Source organism: Eoetvoesiella sp., from assembly GCF_035555955.1.
In the GTDB taxonomy this organism is placed as follows: domain Bacteria; phylum Pseudomonadota; class Gammaproteobacteria; order Burkholderiales; family Burkholderiaceae_B; genus Eoetvoesia.
On sequence record NZ_DATMGA010000042.1, the window covers coordinates 1 to 16,364 of the forward strand.

Annotated in this window: 16 protein-coding genes; 9 read left to right on the plus strand and 7 right to left on the minus strand. The window is 64.3% G+C overall.

Features of this window, described 5'->3' with window-relative positions:
* Both VNT00_RS11340 and gatC read right to left on the minus strand, forming a co-directional pair.
* A partial coding sequence (locus VNT00_RS11340; protein WP_325587509.1) for an amidase family protein occupies positions 1-396 on the minus strand: 396 nt, incomplete at its 3' end.
* A gap of 7 nt (positions 397-403) precedes the next feature.
* The gene (gene gatC / locus VNT00_RS11345) at positions 404-715 is read right to left on the minus strand and encodes an Asp-tRNA(Asn)/Glu-tRNA(Gln) amidotransferase subunit GatC (protein WP_325587511.1); all 312 of its coding nucleotides are present in this window, start codon (positions 713-715) and stop codon (positions 404-406) included.
* Between the two features lie 282 nt (positions 716-997).
* Here gatC and VNT00_RS11350 point away from each other — a divergent pair, with 282 nt between their 5' ends.
* Genes VNT00_RS11350 through rodA form a run of 5 tightly spaced genes read left to right on the plus strand, consistent with a single transcriptional unit; the run spans position 998 to position 6,742 of the window.
* Positions 998-2,041, plus strand: a complete 1,044-nt coding sequence (locus VNT00_RS11350; RefSeq protein WP_325587513.1) for a rod shape-determining protein — start codon at positions 998-1,000, stop codon at positions 2,039-2,041.
* A 58-nt stretch (positions 2,042-2,099) separates the two neighbouring features.
* Positions 2,100-2,993 (plus strand): rod shape-determining protein MreC, encoded by an 894-nt coding sequence (mreC, locus tag VNT00_RS11355; RefSeq protein ID WP_325587515.1) that lies wholly within the window; start codon positions 2,100-2,102, stop codon positions 2,991-2,993.
* A 16-nt stretch (positions 2,994-3,009) separates the two neighbouring features.
* Complete coding sequence (gene mreD / locus VNT00_RS11360; RefSeq protein WP_325587539.1) at positions 3,010-3,549, plus strand: rod shape-determining protein MreD; 540 nt, start codon at positions 3,010-3,012, stop codon at positions 3,547-3,549.
* A 20-nt stretch (positions 3,550-3,569) separates the two neighbouring features.
* On the plus strand, positions 3,570-5,609 hold the full coding sequence (gene mrdA / locus VNT00_RS11365; RefSeq protein WP_325587517.1) for a penicillin-binding protein 2: 2,040 nt from the start codon (positions 3,570-3,572) through the stop codon (positions 5,607-5,609).
* Complete coding sequence (gene rodA / locus VNT00_RS11370) at positions 5,606-6,742, plus strand: rod shape-determining protein RodA (RefSeq protein ID WP_325587519.1); 1,137 nt, start codon at positions 5,606-5,608, stop codon at positions 6,740-6,742. Before mrdA ends, rodA begins: the two co-directional genes overlap by 4 nt.
* Positions 6,743-6,755: 13 nt before the next feature.
* Here the strand turns inward: rodA and mutY are convergent, their stop codons facing one another.
* From mutY to VNT00_RS11385, 3 genes are read right to left on the minus strand one after another with little or no spacing between them, the layout of a single operon-like run.
* Positions 6,756-7,826, minus strand: a complete 1,071-nt coding sequence (gene mutY, locus VNT00_RS11375) for an A/G-specific adenine glycosylase (RefSeq protein WP_325587523.1) — start codon at positions 7,824-7,826, stop codon at positions 6,756-6,758.
* A gap of 17 nt (positions 7,827-7,843) precedes the next feature.
* On the minus strand, positions 7,844-8,752 hold the full coding sequence (locus VNT00_RS11380; RefSeq protein ID WP_325587525.1) for a cell division protein FtsX: 909 nt from the start codon (positions 8,750-8,752) through the stop codon (positions 7,844-7,846).
* Positions 8,749-9,420 carry a cell division ATP-binding protein FtsE gene (locus VNT00_RS11385; RefSeq protein WP_325587527.1) on the minus strand — a complete coding sequence of 224 codons (672 nt, stop codon included), beginning with the start codon at positions 9,418-9,420 and terminating at the stop codon, positions 8,749-8,751. Before VNT00_RS11385 ends, VNT00_RS11380 begins: the two co-directional genes overlap by 4 nt.
* Positions 9,421-9,521: 101 nt before the next feature.
* Between VNT00_RS11385 and VNT00_RS11390 the strand changes: the two genes are divergently transcribed.
* From VNT00_RS11390 to VNT00_RS11405, 4 genes are all read left to right on the plus strand, one after another.
* A complete protein-coding gene (locus tag VNT00_RS11390; RefSeq protein WP_325587529.1) occupies positions 9,522-10,706 on the plus strand; it encodes an amino acid ABC transporter permease in 1,185 nt (394 codons plus the stop codon).
* A gap of 1 nt (position 10,707) precedes the next feature.
* Complete coding sequence (locus VNT00_RS11395; RefSeq protein WP_325587530.1) at positions 10,708-11,793, plus strand: amino acid ABC transporter permease; 1,086 nt, start codon at positions 10,708-10,710, stop codon at positions 11,791-11,793.
* A 63-nt stretch (positions 11,794-11,856) separates the two neighbouring features.
* Positions 11,857-12,597, plus strand: coding sequence for an amino acid ABC transporter ATP-binding protein (locus VNT00_RS11400; protein WP_325587532.1), 741 nt, complete (start codon positions 11,857-11,859; stop codon positions 12,595-12,597).
* Between the two features lie 117 nt (positions 12,598-12,714).
* The gene (locus VNT00_RS11405; protein WP_325587534.1) at positions 12,715-13,389 is read left to right on the plus strand and encodes a YiaD family glycine zipper/OmpA-like lipoprotein; all 675 of its coding nucleotides are present in this window, start codon (positions 12,715-12,717) and stop codon (positions 13,387-13,389) included.
* 96 nt (positions 13,390-13,485) lie between these two features.
* Here the strand turns inward: VNT00_RS11405 and thiC are convergent, their stop codons facing one another.
* Positions 13,486-15,399, minus strand: coding sequence for a phosphomethylpyrimidine synthase ThiC (gene thiC, locus VNT00_RS11410; protein ID WP_325587536.1), 1,914 nt, complete (start codon positions 15,397-15,399; stop codon positions 13,486-13,488).
* A gap of 320 nt (positions 15,400-15,719) precedes the next feature.
* Positions 15,720-16,364 (minus strand): glutamate 5-kinase (locus tag VNT00_RS11415; RefSeq protein WP_325587537.1); only part of this gene is annotated, 645 nt, incomplete at its 5' end.

The following is a 16,364-nucleotide window of genomic DNA, read 5'->3' on the forward strand; positions in this document are numbered from 1 at the left end:
GCCCGAACCCATGGCGAACTCGTCGCAGTTGAGCTTGCCCAGCGATACGGCGCCCGCCTGCTGCAGCCGGGCGACCACGGTGGCGTCGAAGGGGCTGACGTAGCCGTCCAGCATCTTGCTGGCCGCCGTGGTGCGCCAGCCGCGCGTGACGAACACGTCTTTGTGGGCGATGGGAATGCCCGCCAGCGCGGGAGCCTGGCCGGACGACAGCAGGGCGTCGGCGGCGCGGGCCTGATCCAGAGTAAGCTGCGGATCGACTTGCAGGAAGGCATTAAGGCTGGCGTTCGCTTCTATGGCCTGGAGGGCGCTTTCGGCCACTTCCAGGGCGCTGACCTTGTGGTCGCGCAACGCGCCCCTCAAGGCGGCAATCGTGTCGAATTCTGAATGTATGGGCATTGTGGGATTACTCGATGACCGTGGGTACCAGGAACAGGCCCTGCTCGGTGCCGGAAGGGGAGTTGGCCATCAGCGCCTGGCGCTGTTCCAGGGTATGGGCGCCGGCGGCCTTGTCGTCGCGCAGGCGCAGCGCAATGTCCTGGTGGGCCGAAAGCGGGTGGGCCATGGGTTCGATGCCCGTGGTGTCCACGGCCTGCAGCTGCTCGATGAGGCTGAGGATGCCGTTGAGTTCTTCCTGGGCGCGCGCGCTGTCTTCGGAGGAAAGCGCAATGCGTGCGAGTCGCGCCACGCGGGTGACGTCCTGATCGGTGATGGCCATGGGTGATTGAACTGTAAAAAATTGGCAGGGATGGTGGAAAGGATGGCGCGGCCATTTTCCGGATCCAGCATGCCGTTTGGCGGGCTCCGATAGGCCGAACTGCGCCTAGGGTATACCCGTTACCAAAGTTAACGAGCCGGCAAAAGGCATTAATCAGATTGAATTATAAGTTATCATTTAAGGCTTAACCGTTAACCTGCTAATCGTGTTCAAATTGTGCCCGAAAATAGCCATGCTAGTTAACGGGCATTTTATTTACCCTGATCTCACTGAGCACACTACATGTTCGGATTCCTCCGCAGCTACTTCTCCAGCGACATGGCGATCGATCTTGGAACCGCCAACACCCTTATTTATGTTCGTGGCAAAGGCATCGTGCTGGATGAACCCTCGGTGGTCGCCATCCGGCATGACGGCAGCCATAACGGCAAGAAAATCATTCAGGCCGTGGGCCGGGAAGCCAAGCAGATGTTGGGCCGGGTGCCGGGCAACATCGAGGCCATCCGCCCCATGAAAGACGGCGTCATCGCCGATTTCACAGTCACCGAGCAAATGCTCAAGCAGTTCATCCGCATGGTGCATCCGCGCAGCATGTTCGCGCCGAGCCCGCGCATCATCGTGTGCGTGCCTTGCGGCTCCACCCAGGTCGAGCGCCGCGCCATCCGCGAATCGGCGCTGGGCGCCGGCGCCAGCCAGGTGTTCCTCATCGAAGAACCCATGGCCGCGGCCATCGGGGCGGGCCTGGCGGTATCCGATGCCAGCGGCTCCATGGTCGTCGATATCGGCGGGGGCACCACCGAGGTGGCCGTCATTTCGCTGGGCGGCATGGTCTACAAGGGCTCGGTGCGGGTCGGCGGCGACAAGTTCGACGAAGCCATCATCAACTACATCCGCCGCAACTACGGCATGCTCATCGGCGAACCCACCGCCGAACTCATCAAGAAGGAAATCGGCTCGGCGTTCCCGGGCGCGGAAATCCGCGAAATCGAGGTCAAGGGCCGCAATCTTTCCGAAGGCGTGCCGCGCAGCTTCACGGTGTCGTCCAACGAAATCCTGGAATCGCTTACCGATCCCCTGAACCAGATCGTCTCGGCGGTCAAGACCGCCCTCGAGCAGACGCCGCCCGAACTGGGCGCCGACATCACCGACAAGGGCATTGCCCTGACCGGCGGCGGCGCTTTGCTGCGCGATCTGGATCGCCTGCTTCAGGAAGAAACCGGCCTCCCGGTCGTGGTCGCCGAAGATCCGCTTACCTGCGTGGTGCGGGGCTGCGGCGAGGCGCTCGAGCACCTCGAACGGCTGGGCACGGTCTTCATCTACGATTAATCCCCCATGCCCGGCGCCTGCTCGGGGCGGGCATCTTTCAGGTTCGACATAGTCTGCAATGCAAGGGCAAGGCACGATAAGGTTATTCAAGCGAGGGCCGACTGCGGAATTCCGTCTGTTTGTCTTTGTGGTGCTGTCCTTGTCGCTGCTGCTTGTCGATTCGCGCTGGCGGGTGCTGGATCCGGCCCGGCAGGCCGTCTCGGTGGCGTTGTACCCGTTCCAGCGCCTGGTTCTCGCGCCGCGCGACGCCATCGAAAGCGTCAATGGCTGGTTCGACGCGGCTTCGCTGGCCCGAACCGAAAAAGAAGCGCTGCAGCGCCAGCGCATCGAACTGGCGCAGATCTCCACGCATGCGGCGCAACTGGCCGCTGAAAACCGCCTGTTGCGCCGCCTGCTCAATGTTTCCGAAATGGTGTCGCAGGCGTCGGTGGCCGTCGAGGTGCTGTACGAGCCGCCCAACGCCTTTACGCATCACCTGGTGTTCAACAAGGGCTCCAGCAGCGGCATCGAGCCGGGCATGCCCGTCATCGACGAAGGCGGGGTGGTCGGCCAGGTAATACGCGTCACCCCGTTCACTTCCGAAGCTGCGCTGCTCACCGACGAGAAAATCTCCATACCCGCCCAGGTGCTGCGCAACGGCCTGCGAGTCATCGTGTTCGGCGGCAGTTCGTCGGGCAAGGTCGAGGTGCGCTACCTGACGAACGACGCCGACATCGTTCCCGGCGACACCTTGATCACCAGCGGCGTGGGCGGCTATTTCCCCGCCGGGCTGCTGGTTGCCAAGGTCGACCACATCGAGCGCGACGCGGCCAGCGGGTTTGCCGTCGCCGTGGCCTCGCCGTTGTCGCATCCCGAACGCTACCGCCATTTCCTGGTGTTGCGCACCGACACCACCAAATCCGAAGCCAGTCAGGAGGCCAAGCCAAGTGGTTCGCCATCCGACAAACCATAAGCCGGCCGCGCCGGGCCTGGGCAAGTCGTCGCTCAGTTCGCTCGAGCCCATCGATTCCGCGCCCTTTCGCCGGCCGTCCAGCGGCGTCTTCGTATGGGGCACCATATTGCTCGTCTGGCTGTTCTCCCTGCTGCCCTGGCGGCTATGGCAGCCGACCCCCGATCTCCTGCTGCTGGTCATTGCCTTCTGGTGCTTGAACGAGCCCAGGCGGGTGGGCATGCTTACCGCCTTCATTTTCGGCCTGCTCATGGACGTGCACGACGCGGGCCTGCTGGGCGAACAGGCGCTGGTGTACAGCCTGGTCGCCTACGGCGCCATTACCCTGACCCGCCGGCTGCAGCACTTCAACCCCGTGGTCCAGGCCGTGCACATGCTGCCTGTCGTGGTCATCGCCGAGGGGCTGTCCAGCCTGGTGCATGCCTGGCTGGCGAGTGAGTGGGCGGGGTGGGGCTGGCTGTGGTCGGCGCTGTTCACCGTGGTGCTCTGGCCTCTGGCCGATATTCTTTTGCATCTGCCGCAGCGGCGCCAGGAAGAAATCGATTCGGGCGCGGCCTGAGGCCGGGTCGGAAAGGCGCCATGTTCGAGTTCAAGAAAACCACCCTGCACCAGAAGCGGCAAGTCATGCTGCGCGTCCTGGTGGCGGGCGTTTTCGCGCTGGTGTGTTTTGGCCTGCTGATAGGGCGCCTGTGGTATCTGCAGGTGGTTCGCTACGAAGGCCTGGCGGCGCGGGCCGACCAGAACCGCATCGCCGTCGTGCCCATACCTCCGCGCCGGGGAGAAATCCTGGATCGCAACGGGGTGGTGCTGGCCCGCAACTACCGCGACTATACCCTCGAGGTCGTGCCGGCCAATGTGCAGCGAAACATGGACGCCATGCTGGATGCGCTTGACGAGGTCGTGTACATAAGCCCCTACAACCGCAAGCGCTTCAAGCTGAACCTGAATAAATCGGGGCGCTATGCGCATGTGCTGTTGCGCAACAACCTGAACGAAACCGAGGCGGCCTGGTTCGCCGCGCATGCCTACAAGTTTCCAGGCGTCGAATTGCGGGCGCGCTGGGTGCGCGAGTATCCGCAGGGCAAACTGGCGGCCCATGTGCTGGGCTATGTAGGCCGCATTTCCGAGGCCGACCAAAGCCGGCTGGAAGAAGAAGGCCGCATGGGCAATTATCGCGGCTCCGACAGCATCGGCAAGAAGGGCGTGGAAAAAACCTGGGAGGAAGCGCTGCACGGCCATACCGGCGTCGAGGAGGTCGAGGTGACCGCCACGGGGCGGCCGGTGCGCACCTTGAAGCGCATCGACCCCGTTCCGGGATCCGACCTGAAGCTGTCGCTCGATGCCGGCCTGCAGCGCGTCGCCGAAGAGCAGTTCGAGGGCAAGCGGGGAGCGCTGGTGGCCATCGACCCCAAGACGGGAGGGATACTGGCGCTGGTTTCGGCGCCGTCCTTCGACCCGAACCTGTTCGTGGACGGCATCGACGTGGAAAGCTGGCGCGAACTGAACGAGTCGCCCGATCACCCGCTGATCGACCGGCCCATTTCCAGCGCCTATCCCATAGGCTCGACGTACAAGCCGTTTGTGGCGCTGGCCGCGCTGCAGCTTGGCAAGCGCACCGCTACAGAGCGGATTCCCGATCCGGGCTATTTCGAGTTCGGCGGCCAGCGTTTCCGCAATGCCGGCGGCGCGGTATATGGCCCCACCGACATGCATCGGGCCCTGGTCGTGTCGTCCGACACGTATTTCTTTTCACTGGGGCCGGAAATCGGGGTGGATGCCCTGCACGATTTCACCAAGCAGTTTGGCTTTGGCCAGATCACCGGCATCGACCTGGACGGGGAAAAGCGCGGTGTCCTGCCCTCTACCGCATGGAAGCGCAAGGCCTATAAAAAGCCGGAGCAAAAACGCTGGTATGCGGGCGAATCCGTTTCGGTGGCGGTGGGCCAGGGCTACAACGCGTTCACGCTGCTGCAATTGGCCCAGGCCACCTCGGTGCTGGCCAACAACGGCACCTATATGAAGCCGCACGTGGTCGCGCAAGTGCGCAACCCGGAAACCGGCGCGCTGACGCCGACGGTGACCAAGCCCTTGTACACCATACCCCTGAAGCCCGAGAACCTGAAGGTGGTCCAGGACGCCCTGGCCGACGTGGTGCGTTCGGGCACCGCGCGCCGCGCCTTCGCCGGCGCCACCTACCAGGCCGCCGGCAAGACCGGCACGGCTCAGGTGTACAGCCTGCACGGCTCGAAGTATCGCGCGGGTGCGGTGGATGAGCGCCTGCGCGACCATGCCCTGTTCATGGCGTATGCGCCGGCGGACGACCCCAAGATCGCCCTGGCGCTGATCGTCGAGAACGGCGGCTGGGGGGCTTCGGTGGCCGCGCCCATTGCGCGCAAGGTGTTCGACTACTGGCTTTCGCCCGACCGGAAAGCGACGGCGGCTGCGAGCCCGGCCGCCTCCGCGCCGGCCAGGGACGACGTGTCCGACGATGGCTTGGGCGAATCCCCGGATGCGGTGGTCAGGCCCGAGGATTTGCCGCCCGACGACTCGAACAATGGCGGCCAGGATAGGGCGGCGATCGTGCCCAGGGCCTCCGATGACAATGGAGACATGCCATGAAGCGCCTTATGCAGTGGGTCGCCAGGGCCTTCATGGCGTTCGACTGGCCTTTGCTGATCATCCTGGTGCTGATGGCCATGCTTGGCATGACCGTCATGCATTCGGCCGTGGGCGGCACAGACTGGCGCTTCGCCGATCAGTTCCGCAATTTCCTGCTGGCTTTTGCTGTCATGTGGGTCGTGGCGCTCATCCCGCCGCCTCAGCTCATGCGCCTGGCCCCCTATGTCTACATAGTGGGGGTGGCGCTGCTGGTGGCCGTGGATCTGTTCGGTGAAACCAGCAAGGGGGCCACCCGCTGGCTGAACCTGGGGTTCGGACGGATGCAGCCTTCCGAGATTTCGAAAATAGCCGTGCCGATGCTGCTGGCATGGTACTTCCACAGGCATCAAGGCAAGATACGCTTTCTTGACTTCATCGTGGCCGGGGTGCTGCTGCTGATACCCTTCGCGCTCATCGTCAAGCAGCCCGATCTGGGAACGGCGATGCTGGTGTTCACGGCGGGATTCTGCGTCATTTATTTCGGCGGCCTGTCGTTCAAGCTCTTGGCGCCGGCCGTCGTCGTGGGCGTGCTGGCCGTGGGAACCCTGGTGTATTACGAAAACCAGATCTGCCAGCCGGATATCGACTGGGTGGTCCTGCACGACTATCAAAAACACAGGGTGTGCACCTTGCTCAACCCCAGTTCCGATCCGCTGGGCAAGGGTTTCCACACCATCCAGTCCATGATCGCCATTGGTTCGGGCGGCGTCTACGGCAAGGGCTATATGCAAGGCACGCAGTCCCACCTGGACTTCATTCCCGAACGCACGACCGACTTCATCTTCGCGGTGTTTGCCGAGGAGTTCGGGCTGTACGGCGGCATTTCGCTGCTCATTCTGTATGGCTTGCTGATCCTGCGGGGCCTGACCATCGCAGTGCGGGCCCATACCCAGTTCGGCCGCCTGCTGGCGGGATCCATGGCGATGATGTTCTTCGTCTATGTATTCGTGAACATCGGCATGGTGACGGGAATCCTTCCCGTCGTGGGCGTGCCGCTGCCCTTCATGAGCTACGGGGGCACGGCCTTGCTGACCCTGGGAATAGCCTGCGGAATGCTGATGAGCATCAGCCATTACCGGCCGGTGCGGCGTTGACTATCTATATTAGTTAGCTGAAAACCCCCGCCAGAATCTTCCTGACGGGCGCCGGCAGGGCCGTGGCGGCCAGTTCGTTTACCTTGATCCAGGCCTGGCCGGCCCCGGGCTCGGCCACGGCCTGGATGCTGGCCACGACATGCCACGGCTCGATGTGCAGCTTGAAATGCGAGAACACGTGCTGGAGGCCGGCCATTTTGTTTTCATGAAGAGCGGCTACACCCATGCCCGAGCATGCCGCGCGCAGCGAATCGGCATCGTCGTATTGGGGCAGGCTCCACAGCCCCCCCCAGATGCCCGGCGAGGGCCGTTGTTCCAGCAGGATGCTGTCGCCGCGCTGCAGGATCAGCATGGCGCATTGACGCTGTTCGCTTTGTTTCTTTTTCTTGGGTGCGGGCAGTTCGGCCTGGCGGGATTCCAGGCGAGCGTAGCAGCGGCTTGCCAACGGACAGGCGCCGCAGTCGGGTTTGCCGCGGCCGCAAAGGCCCGAGCCTAGGTCCATCAGGCCTTGCGTGTAGGCGGTCATGTCCAGGCCGGGGGGCGCCGCGTCCAGCACCGCCTGGGCGGTTTCCCACAGGACGTTCTCCGTCGCCCTTGCGGCGGGGTCGCCGAAGATGCCGAAATAGCGGGTGAACACGCGCTTGACGTTGCCGTCCATGATGGGGCTGCGCTTGCCGTAGGCGAACGCGGCGATCGCGGCGGCGGTAGAGCGGCCTATGCCCGGAAGCTGCATGATGTCGCCGGCATCGGGCGGGAACACGCCGTGCCAGCGGCTGCAGACCTCGATGGCGCAACGATGCAGATTGCGGGCCCTGGCGTAGTAGCCCAGGCCCGCCCAGTAGGGCATGACCTCGTCCTGCGTGGCCTGGGCCAGCGCCTGCACGGTCGGAAAGCGCTGGAGGAACCGCTCGTAGTAGCCGATAACCGTGCTTACCTGGGTTTGCTGCAGCATGATCTCGGACAGCCAGATGCGGTAGGGGTCGCGGCTGCCCTGCCAGGGCAGGCCGTGCCGTCCCGATTGGCGCTGCCACTGCGCCACGGTGTCGGCAAAGCGGTCCAGGGCGGGTTGGGGGTTGGAAATCATGGGGGATAAATGGAGGCCTAGAACCGGGTGTTGCGCGTGACCGACCAGCGCGCGGCCAATGCCCCCAGAATGGCCACGACCACCACGGCCAGCGCCAGGCTGAGCGCATCCGGCAATTGCAGCGCCAATTGGGTGCCGTAGCTGCTGGCCAGCCGGGCCAGGGCGGCATTGAGCGGCGTAAGCGCCAGCGCGGCCAGTATCACGGCGGCCACGCCCGAGACTATTCCGGTCAGGGCGCCCAGATACAGAAAGGGCAGCCGCACGAAGGCTTCGGTGGCGCCGACCAGGCGGGCCACGGCGATTTCCTCGCGCTGCGACAGCGCCTGCAGGCGCACGGTATTGAACACCGTGGCCAGCACGACCAGCGCCACCACGGCGGCAAGCATGCTCAGGCCCACGCGCACGAAGCCGAGTATGGCGTCAAGACGCTGCACCCAGGCGCTGTCGTGCTGGACGCGGTCTACTTCGCGCCATTTTTTCCATTCCTGGACCAGGGCCGCGGCGTCGCGCGCCAGATCGGGCTGTTCTTTCAGGGTGATGACCACCGCGTCGGGCAAGGGATTGCCGGGCAGGGCCGCCAGCGCGTCGGCCCATGCGGGGTCCTGCTTCAGCCGGCTGTATATTTGAGCGCGCGGCGCGATGCGCACGGCGCTGATTTTTTCCGCGTAGTCGGCCTGCAGGCGAGCTGCGATTTGCTGGGCCGTGCTGGAGGGCGCGTCGGGTTTCAGGAACAGGGTGACCTCGGGCGACACCGAGACTTGCCTGGCTACAGGCTGCGCCGAAATCAGGATGGACGCCGTCAGGATGGGCGTGGCGAGCGTGAGGGCGATGACCAGCATGTTGGACAGCGATGAAAACGGCTGGCTCAGCAGGCGGCGCACGGCCACCAGGAATGCGTAGCGATGATGTCGCAGCCAGCGTCTCATGCGGCCACTCCTTGCATGTCGGTGAAGCGGCCCGCGTCGATGCGCAGGGTGCGGGTGGCGTAAGAGGCCATGAGAGCCCTGTCGTGCGACGCGATGAGCGTGGTGACGCCTACGCGGTTGAAGTCGCGGAAGACTTCCATGATGCGCCGCGCGGTGTCCTGGTCGAGATTGGCTGTGGGCTCGTCGACGATGAGTATGGAGGGCCGGTTGACGATGGCGCGGGCAATGGCCAGGCGCTGCTGCTCGCCGCCCGACAGCTCGATGGGTTTCATGTCTTCTTTGCCCAGCAGCCCCACTTTTTCAAGCGCGGCCCGCGAGCGCGTGACGGCCACGCTGTTTTCCAGCCCGATGACGGTAAGCGGCAGCATGACGTTTTGCATGGCGTTGCGGTCGTACAGCAGGTGGGTGTCCTGCAGGATGACGCCCACCGCCCGGCGCAGGTAGGGCCGGGCGCGGGGGGGCATTTGATCGATGCGCCGGCCGTTTACCGAGATGGAGCCACGGCTGGCGGGCTCCAGGCCGCCTATGAGCTTGAGCAGGGTGGATTTGCCGGCGCCCGACGGGCCCGAGACGAAGACGAATTCGCCGGGCTCGATGCGAAAGTTGATGTCGGCCAGAATATTCCTGCCGCGCCCGTAGGACTTGAATACGTGCTGGAATTCGATCATGTTGCCTAGTGACCTCTGAGTAAACGCCAGTATAACTGCCCGCGAGTATGATAACGTGCGGCAAAGCTGTTTTTGGAAGGCCTTGCGGCCGATCTGCATTCATGACGAAAAAACCACCCGCGACCCGACCCATGCGCAAGCGCCTGTCCTGGCAGGATCCGGGCGTGCGCTCGGCGGTCTATCAAGGCGTGCTGCTGGCCCTGGTTGCGTGGCTGGCATGGTTTCTGGCGTCGAATACACTCGCCAACCTTTCGGCCCGGAACATCACCACCGGCTTTGGTTTCCTGCGCCAGGAGGCGGGCTTCGCCATCGGCGAGTCGCCCATTTCCTACACGTCTGCCGACACCTACGGCCGCGCCATTCTCGTCGGCCTGCTCAATACCGTGCGTGTTTCGCTGGTCTGCATCGTCGCGGCCACGGTGTTCGGCACGCTGCTGGGTATTGCGCGCCTGTCGCGCAACTGGCTGGTGGCGCGGCTGGCCGGCCTGTATGTCGAGGTCATGCGCAATATCCCGCTGCTGCTGCAGCTTTTCTTCTGGTACGCCGTCATTACCGAAAACATGCCGGGCCCGCGCCAGGCCCTGCATTGGCTGCCGGGCGTGTTCATGTCGAATCGCGGGCTCAAGCTGCCTGGCCTGCAGGGCGGCGGCCTGGACTGGATGGCCGCGGGCCTTGCCTTGGCCCTGGTATTGGCGCTGTTGCTGGCGCACTGGGCGCGCCGGCGCCCCGCTGCCGCCGGCCGGCGCCTGCCGGTAGGCGTTGTCGCCTGCGCATTGCTGATTGTCCTGCCGTTGGCCGGCTGGCTGCTGAGCGGGGCCAGCGTCGCGCTGGACATGCCGCATTTGCGCGGTTTCAATTTTCAGGGCGGCATTACCGTCAGCCCCGAGTTCGCCGCCTTGGGCATGGGCCTTATCGTATACACCTCGGCCTTTGTCGCCGAGGTCGTGCGCTCGGGCATCCAGTCGGTCGGCAAAGGCCAATGGGAGGCCGCCGAGGCGCTGGGCCTGTCGCGTTCCCGCAGCTTGCGCCTGGTGGTGCTGCCGCAGGCGCTGCGGGTCATCGTGCCGCCCATGACCAGCCAGTTCCTCAACGTGACCAAGAACAGTTCGCTGGCCGTCGCCATCGGCTACCCCGACATCGTCTCGGTCGTCAATACCACGCTGAACCAGACCGGCCAGGCGCTGGAGGGCATCATGATCATCATGGGCGCCTACCTGGCGGTAAGCCTGGCCATCGCGGCGTTCATGAACTGGTACAACCGGCGCGTGGCGCTGGCGGAGCGTTAGCATGGTGCGCGAAGCCACCGGCGCGGCTCCCGACATCCCGCCGGCAGGGGCGGCGGCCTGGCTCAAGGCCAGGTTGTTCAGCTCGCCCGCCAACATCCTGCTTACCGTGCTTGCCGCCTGGCTGCTGCTCATGCTGCTGCCCGCAGCCGTCGAATGGCTGTTCGTCCTGCCCGACTTCCATGCGTCGACGCCGCAGCAATGCCAGGCGGCGGGCGGAGCCTGCTGGGCCTTCATTGCGGCCAAGCATCGGCTGATCCTGTTCGGCCTGTACCCGTACGACGAGCAGTGGCGGCCCTTGCTGGTCACCGCCATGCTGGTCGGCATCATTGTCTGCAGCGGAGTGCGGCGGTTCTGGCGGCCTTGGCTGCTGGGGGCCTGGTGCGTGGTTCTGGTCTGCTCGGCGGTGCTAATGTGGGGCGGCGTATTCGGGTTGAGCCATGTCGAGGACAGCCTTTGGGGCGGGCTGCCTCTTACCCTGATTCTGTCGGTCTTCGGCATCGCCTTCGCTTTTCCGCTGGGCATATTGCTGGCCCTGGGGCGGCGCTCGGAAATGCCCGTCATCAAGGCCTTGAGCGTCATTTACATCGAGCTGATCCGCGGGGTGCCGCTCATCAGCCTGCTGTTCATGTCGTCGGTCATGCTGCCGCTGTTTCTGCCCGAGGGCTTCTCCATCGACAAGCTGCTGCGCGCGCAGATCGCCATCATCATGTTCGCGGCGGCTTACATTGCCGAAACCGTGCGGGGCGGCCTGCAGGCGATTCCAAAGGGGCAGTACGAGGCGGCGGCCGCATTGGGGCTGACCTACTGGCAGCAGGTGCGCAAGATAGTCCTGCCGCAGGCGCTGCGGGTGGTGATGGCGCCTCTGGCCAGCATTTTCATTTCGCTGTTCAAGGACACGTCGCTGGTGGTGGTGATAGGCATTTTCGATTTGACGCAGGCCGCCAAGGCGGCGATTGCCGATGCCCAGTGGCATGGTTTCAGCATCGAGGCCTATCTTTTCATCGCCTGCATATATTTTGTATTTTGCTATGCCATTTCGCGCTACAGCCAGGGGCTGGAAAAGCGGCTCAAGTACGAGTCGGCTTGACCCGGGCGCCCTGGCGGATGGGCTGGGCGTGAATAAAACCACCAATCGCAAAGGAGCGGCAATATGGCCCAGGCCATGATCCAGATGGAAGGCGTCAGCAAATGGTTCGGATCGTTCCAGGTGCTGCGCGACATCGACCTCGAAGTGGCCAGGGGCGAGCGCATCGTCATCTGCGGCCCATCGGGCTCGGGAAAATCCACGCTCATACGCTGCATCAACCGGCTCGAGGAGCATCAACAAGGGCGCATCGTGGTGGGCGGCGTCGAGCTGACGGGCAATCTCAAGCGCATCGAGGCGGTGCGCCGCGATGTCGGCATGGTCTTCCAGCATTTCAATCTTTTCCCTCACCTTACCGTGCTCGAGAACCTTGTGCTCGGGCCGGTCTGGGTGCTTGGCCTGCCCCGGCGGGCCGCCGAGGAAAAGGCCATGCACTACCTGGAGCGCGTGCATATCGCGGATCAGGCGGACAAGCATCCCGGCCAGTTGTCGGGCGGCCAGCAGCAGCGGGTGGCCATTGCGCGCTCCTTGTGCATGGAACCCAAGGTCATGCTGTTCGACGAGCCGACGTCGGCGCTGGATCCCGAGATGGTCACCGAAGTGCTGGACGTCATGGTCGGGCTGGCCGAGGACGCGGGCATGACGATGCTGTGCGTGACGCACGAAATGGGTTTCGCCCGGCAGGTGGCGGATCGCGTCATCTTCATGGATCAGGGCCGCATCGTCGAGCAAAACACGCCGGAAGCCTTTTTCGATGCACCGGCCAACGAGCGTACCCGCCTCTTCCTGAGCCGGATACTGCATTAGGGCCTGCTTGGCTGTCGAATCAAACTGTAACACTTGGTCAAGCGAGGTCTTGCTAGGATAATGTCAGCGGGTGACGGCTCGCGAACAGGATTCGAACAACACTCAGGAGAACCAAGAATGAATACGACGATGCGAGTGAACAAACTGGTGGCCTGCCTTGGCATGGCCGCATTGGTGTCGGGCTGCGCCAGCATTCAGGAAAGCATGGGCGGCATGAGCAAGGGCGGCGGCACGGCAGTGGGAGCGGGGGCTGGCGCGGCGGTGGGCGCCGGCCTTGGGGCCATTATCGGCGACAGCAGCTCGGCTGCGCTTATTGGCGCTGGCATTGGCGCAGTGGCCGGCGGCATCGTGGGCTACAACTGGTCGGGCGTGAAAAAAGACGTGCAGCAGTCCGGCGCTTCGCGCCTGGGCATCGACGTCATCGAAATGCCGGACGGCAGCCTGAAGGTCAACATTCCCAGCAACGTCTCGTTCGATACCAACAAGTACGCGCTCAAGCCGGCGCTGCTGCCGGTGCTGGACAGTGTGGCGCGGGCGCTGTCGCAGCACCCCGAATTGCGCGCCAAGGCCATCGGCTATACCGACAGCACCGGCACCGCCGCGTTCAACCAGACCCTGTCGGTCAACAGGGCGCGCGCCGTCACCAATTACCTGAACCAGCACGGCGTGGCGCAGTCCCGCCTCATGACCGAGGGCCGCGGGCCGGCCAACCCCATTGCCGACAACGGCACGGTGGAAGGCCGCGCCATGAACCGGCGTGTCGAATTGTTCCTGTATGCGGTCAAGCAGTAGAGCCAGGGGTATTCTTCCGGCAAAAAAATCGAGCCGTGCGGCTCGATTTTTTTTGAGGCGCTGGTTCGTGCCGCGTTCGCGAAGCCAAGCCTGCCGTCAGGTTTGCTGATAAATGTTTGCGCCTTTCCTGACGAACTCCACGGCTTTTTCCTGCATGCCTCGCCGCAGGGCCTGATCGTCGTCCAGTCCTTGCTGCTGGGCGTATTCGCGTACGTCCTGGGTGATTTTCATGCTGCAGAAATGGGGGCCGCACATGGAGCAGAAGTGGGCGACCTTCATCGAGTCCTTGGGCAGGGTTTCGTCGTGGAAGTCGCGCGCGGTGTCGGGGTCCAGCCCCAGGTTGAACTGGTCCTCCCAGCGGAACTCGAAGCGGGCCTTCGAAAGCACGTTGTCGCGGATGGCGGCGCCGGGATGGCCCTTGGCCAGGTCGGCGGCGTGGGCGGCTATCTTGTAGGTGATGATGCCGTCCTTCACATCCTTTTTATTGGGCAGGCCCAGGTGTTCCTTGGGCGTTACGTAGCACAGCATGGCGGTGCCGTACCAGCCGATGAGGGCCGCGCCTATGCCCGACGTGATGTGGTCGTAGCCCGGAGCGATGTCGGTGGTCAGGGGCCCCAGCGTGTAGAAGGGGGCCTCGTGGCATTGCTCCAGCTGCAGCTCCATGTTCTCGCGGATGAGGTGCATGGGAACGTGGCCGGGGCCTTCTATCATGGTTTGCACATCGTGTTTCCAGGCAAGCTGCGTGAGTTCGCCCAGGGTGCGCAGTTCGGCCAGTTGGGCTTCGTCGTTGGCGTCGTAGCCCGAGCCCGGACGCAGACCGTCGCCCAGCGAGAAGCTCACGTCGTAGGCTTTCATGATTTCGCAGATTTCCTCGAAACGCTCGTACAGAAAGCTTTCCTTGTGATGGGCCAGGCACCACTTGGCCATGATGGAGCCGCCGCGGGAAACGATGCCGGTCATGCGGTCGGCGGTCATCGGAATGAAGGGCAGGCGCACGCCGGCGTGGATGGTGAAGTAGTCCACGCCCTGCTCGGCCTGCTCGACGAGGGTGTCGCGAAAAATATCCCATGTCAGTTCCTCGGCCTTGCCGTCCACTTTTTCCAGGGCCTGGTAGATGGGCACGGTACCGATGGGAACGGGCGAGTTGCGGATGATCCACTCGCGCGTTTCGTGGATGTTCTTGCCAGTGGAAAGATCCATGACGGTGTCGCCGCCCCAGCGTATGGCCCAGGTCATTTTCTCGACTTCTTCGCTGATGCTCGAACCCAGCGCCGAGTTGCCGATATTGGCGTTGATCTTGACCAGGAAGTTGCGGCCTATGGCCATGGGCTCGATCTCGGGGTGGTTGATGTTGGCCGGGATGATGGCGCGGCCCCGGGCGACTTCGTCGCGCACGAACTCGGGCGTGATCCGCGCGGGGATGGACGCGCCGAAGGATTGCCCGGGGTGCTGGCGCAGCAGGCGGCGGGCGATCTTCTCGCCGTCCGGGCCGCTGTCGCGCAGCGCCTGTACGTACTGTTCCTGTCGCAGGTTTTCACGGATGGCGACGAATTCCATTTCCGGGGTGACGATGCCGCGGCGGGCGTAGTGCATCTGCGAGACGTTGGCGCCGGCCCTGGCGCGGCGGGCGGGCCGCTGCAGCTCGAAACGCAGGGCGTCCAGCGCAGTGTCGGCGCGGCGTTCGAGGCCGTAGCGGCTGCTTGGGCTGGCAAGCTGCTCGGTGTCGCCGCGCTCTTGTATCCAGGCGGCGCGCAGGGCTGGCAGGCCCTTGCGGATGTCGATATTGGCGTCCGGGTCGGTGTACGGGCCGCTGGTGTCGTAGACGGTGAGCGGCGGGTTGGTTTCGCCGCCGAACATGGTGGGTGTGTCGCTTTGCGAGATTTCACGGAAGGGTACGCGCAGGTCCGGGCGGGAGCCCTGCTCGTAGACTTTGCGGGAATTCGGCAAGGGGGCGACGGCGGCCGCGTCGACCTCGGCGGTGGAAGCGAGAAACTGGGGATTGGCGTTCAAGAGGCGCTCCAAGAAAATGGAGCCGAATAGGGATGGCGCTATGTGTAATGCGGTAAAGACAAGCGTTGCTCCCAGCATCGGCATTATCCGTACTGGTACAAAGGGTTTTTCTCAACCTGCCGCACCCGCGGCAAGTACCCCTGCATGAATTGGGAATTATACGTTTATGGAAAGCCGGTGTGAAGAACTCCAGCCCACAGGCCGGAGCTACTTCGCCGCAATACGGGGGCGCCTTCGGCGCCGTATCGACGTAGCCTGGCTTGGCCTCGGCCTTCAGGCCGAGGCTTGCACTTTGGCGTGTGGTCAGCCGGCTGGCGGAATCAGGCGCGCGGTTCCGGTTCTTGTTCCCGGGCCGGTGTTGCCGCGCCCTGGCGGCGCACGAAGACCATATTGTCGCGGTGCATGAGCTCCTGGTCGGACATGCTGCCAAGGATCTGGGCGATCCGGCTGCTGGGCTGGCGCATGATGCGCCGCGTGTCGCTGGCCGAATAGTTGATCAGGCCGCGGCCGCATTCGACGCCCTGCTGGTCGATGCAGGCTACGACGTCGCCGCGCTCGAACTCGCCGTCGACCGCGATGACGCCGATGGCGAGCAGGCTTTTATGGCCCTGGGTCAGGGCGCGGATGGCGCCGTCGTCCAGGGTGATGCGGCCGCGCAGCCGCAGGTGATTGGCCATCCAGCGCTTGCGGGCCGAACGCACGGGCAGCGAGGCGCGCAGTTCCGTGCCGATGCGTTCGCCCTTGGCCAGGCGCAGCAGCACGTCGGGTTCGCGTCCCGATGCAATGACGGTGTGGCCCCCGCTGTTGGCGGCGCGCCTTGCGGCCAGCACCTTGGTAAGCATGCCGCCCGTGCCGATGCCGCTGCCTGCGCCGCCCGCCATGGCTTCGAGGGCGGGGTCGCCGGCCTGGGCGATGGCGATGAATTCGGCGGCCGGGTTCTTGCGCGGGTCGGCGCTGTACAGGCC

Coding starts and splice junctions, on each gene's coding strand:
- gatC (WP_325587511.1), bottom strand. CDS start 715: ATGGCCATCACCGATCAGGACGTCACCCGCGTGGCGCGACTCGCACGC.
- rodA (WP_325587519.1), top strand. CDS start 5,606: ATGAAGCGCCTTATGCAGTGGGTCGCCAGGGCCTTCATGGCGTTCGAC.
- mutY (WP_325587523.1), bottom strand. CDS start 7,826: ATGATTTCCAACCCCCAACCCGCCCTGGACCGCTTTGCCGACACCGTG.
- VNT00_RS11350 (WP_325587513.1), top strand. CDS start 998: ATGTTCGGATTCCTCCGCAGCTACTTCTCCAGCGACATGGCGATCGAT.
- VNT00_RS11405 (WP_325587534.1), top strand. CDS start 12,715: ATGAATACGACGATGCGAGTGAACAAACTGGTGGCCTGCCTTGGCATG.
- VNT00_RS11380 (WP_325587525.1), bottom strand. CDS start 8,752: ATGAGACGCTGGCTGCGACATCATCGCTACGCATTCCTGGTGGCCGTG.
- mreC (WP_325587515.1), top strand. CDS start 2,100: ATGCAAGGGCAAGGCACGATAAGGTTATTCAAGCGAGGGCCGACTGCG.
- VNT00_RS11400 (WP_325587532.1), top strand. CDS start 11,857: ATGGCCCAGGCCATGATCCAGATGGAAGGCGTCAGCAAATGGTTCGGA.
- VNT00_RS11385 (WP_325587527.1), bottom strand. CDS start 9,420: ATGATCGAATTCCAGCACGTATTCAAGTCCTACGGGCGCGGCAGGAAT.
- VNT00_RS11395 (WP_325587530.1), top strand. CDS start 10,708: ATGGTGCGCGAAGCCACCGGCGCGGCTCCCGACATCCCGCCGGCAGGG.
- mrdA (WP_325587517.1), top strand. CDS start 3,570: ATGTTCGAGTTCAAGAAAACCACCCTGCACCAGAAGCGGCAAGTCATG.
- VNT00_RS11390 (WP_325587529.1), top strand. CDS start 9,522: ATGACGAAAAAACCACCCGCGACCCGACCCATGCGCAAGCGCCTGTCC.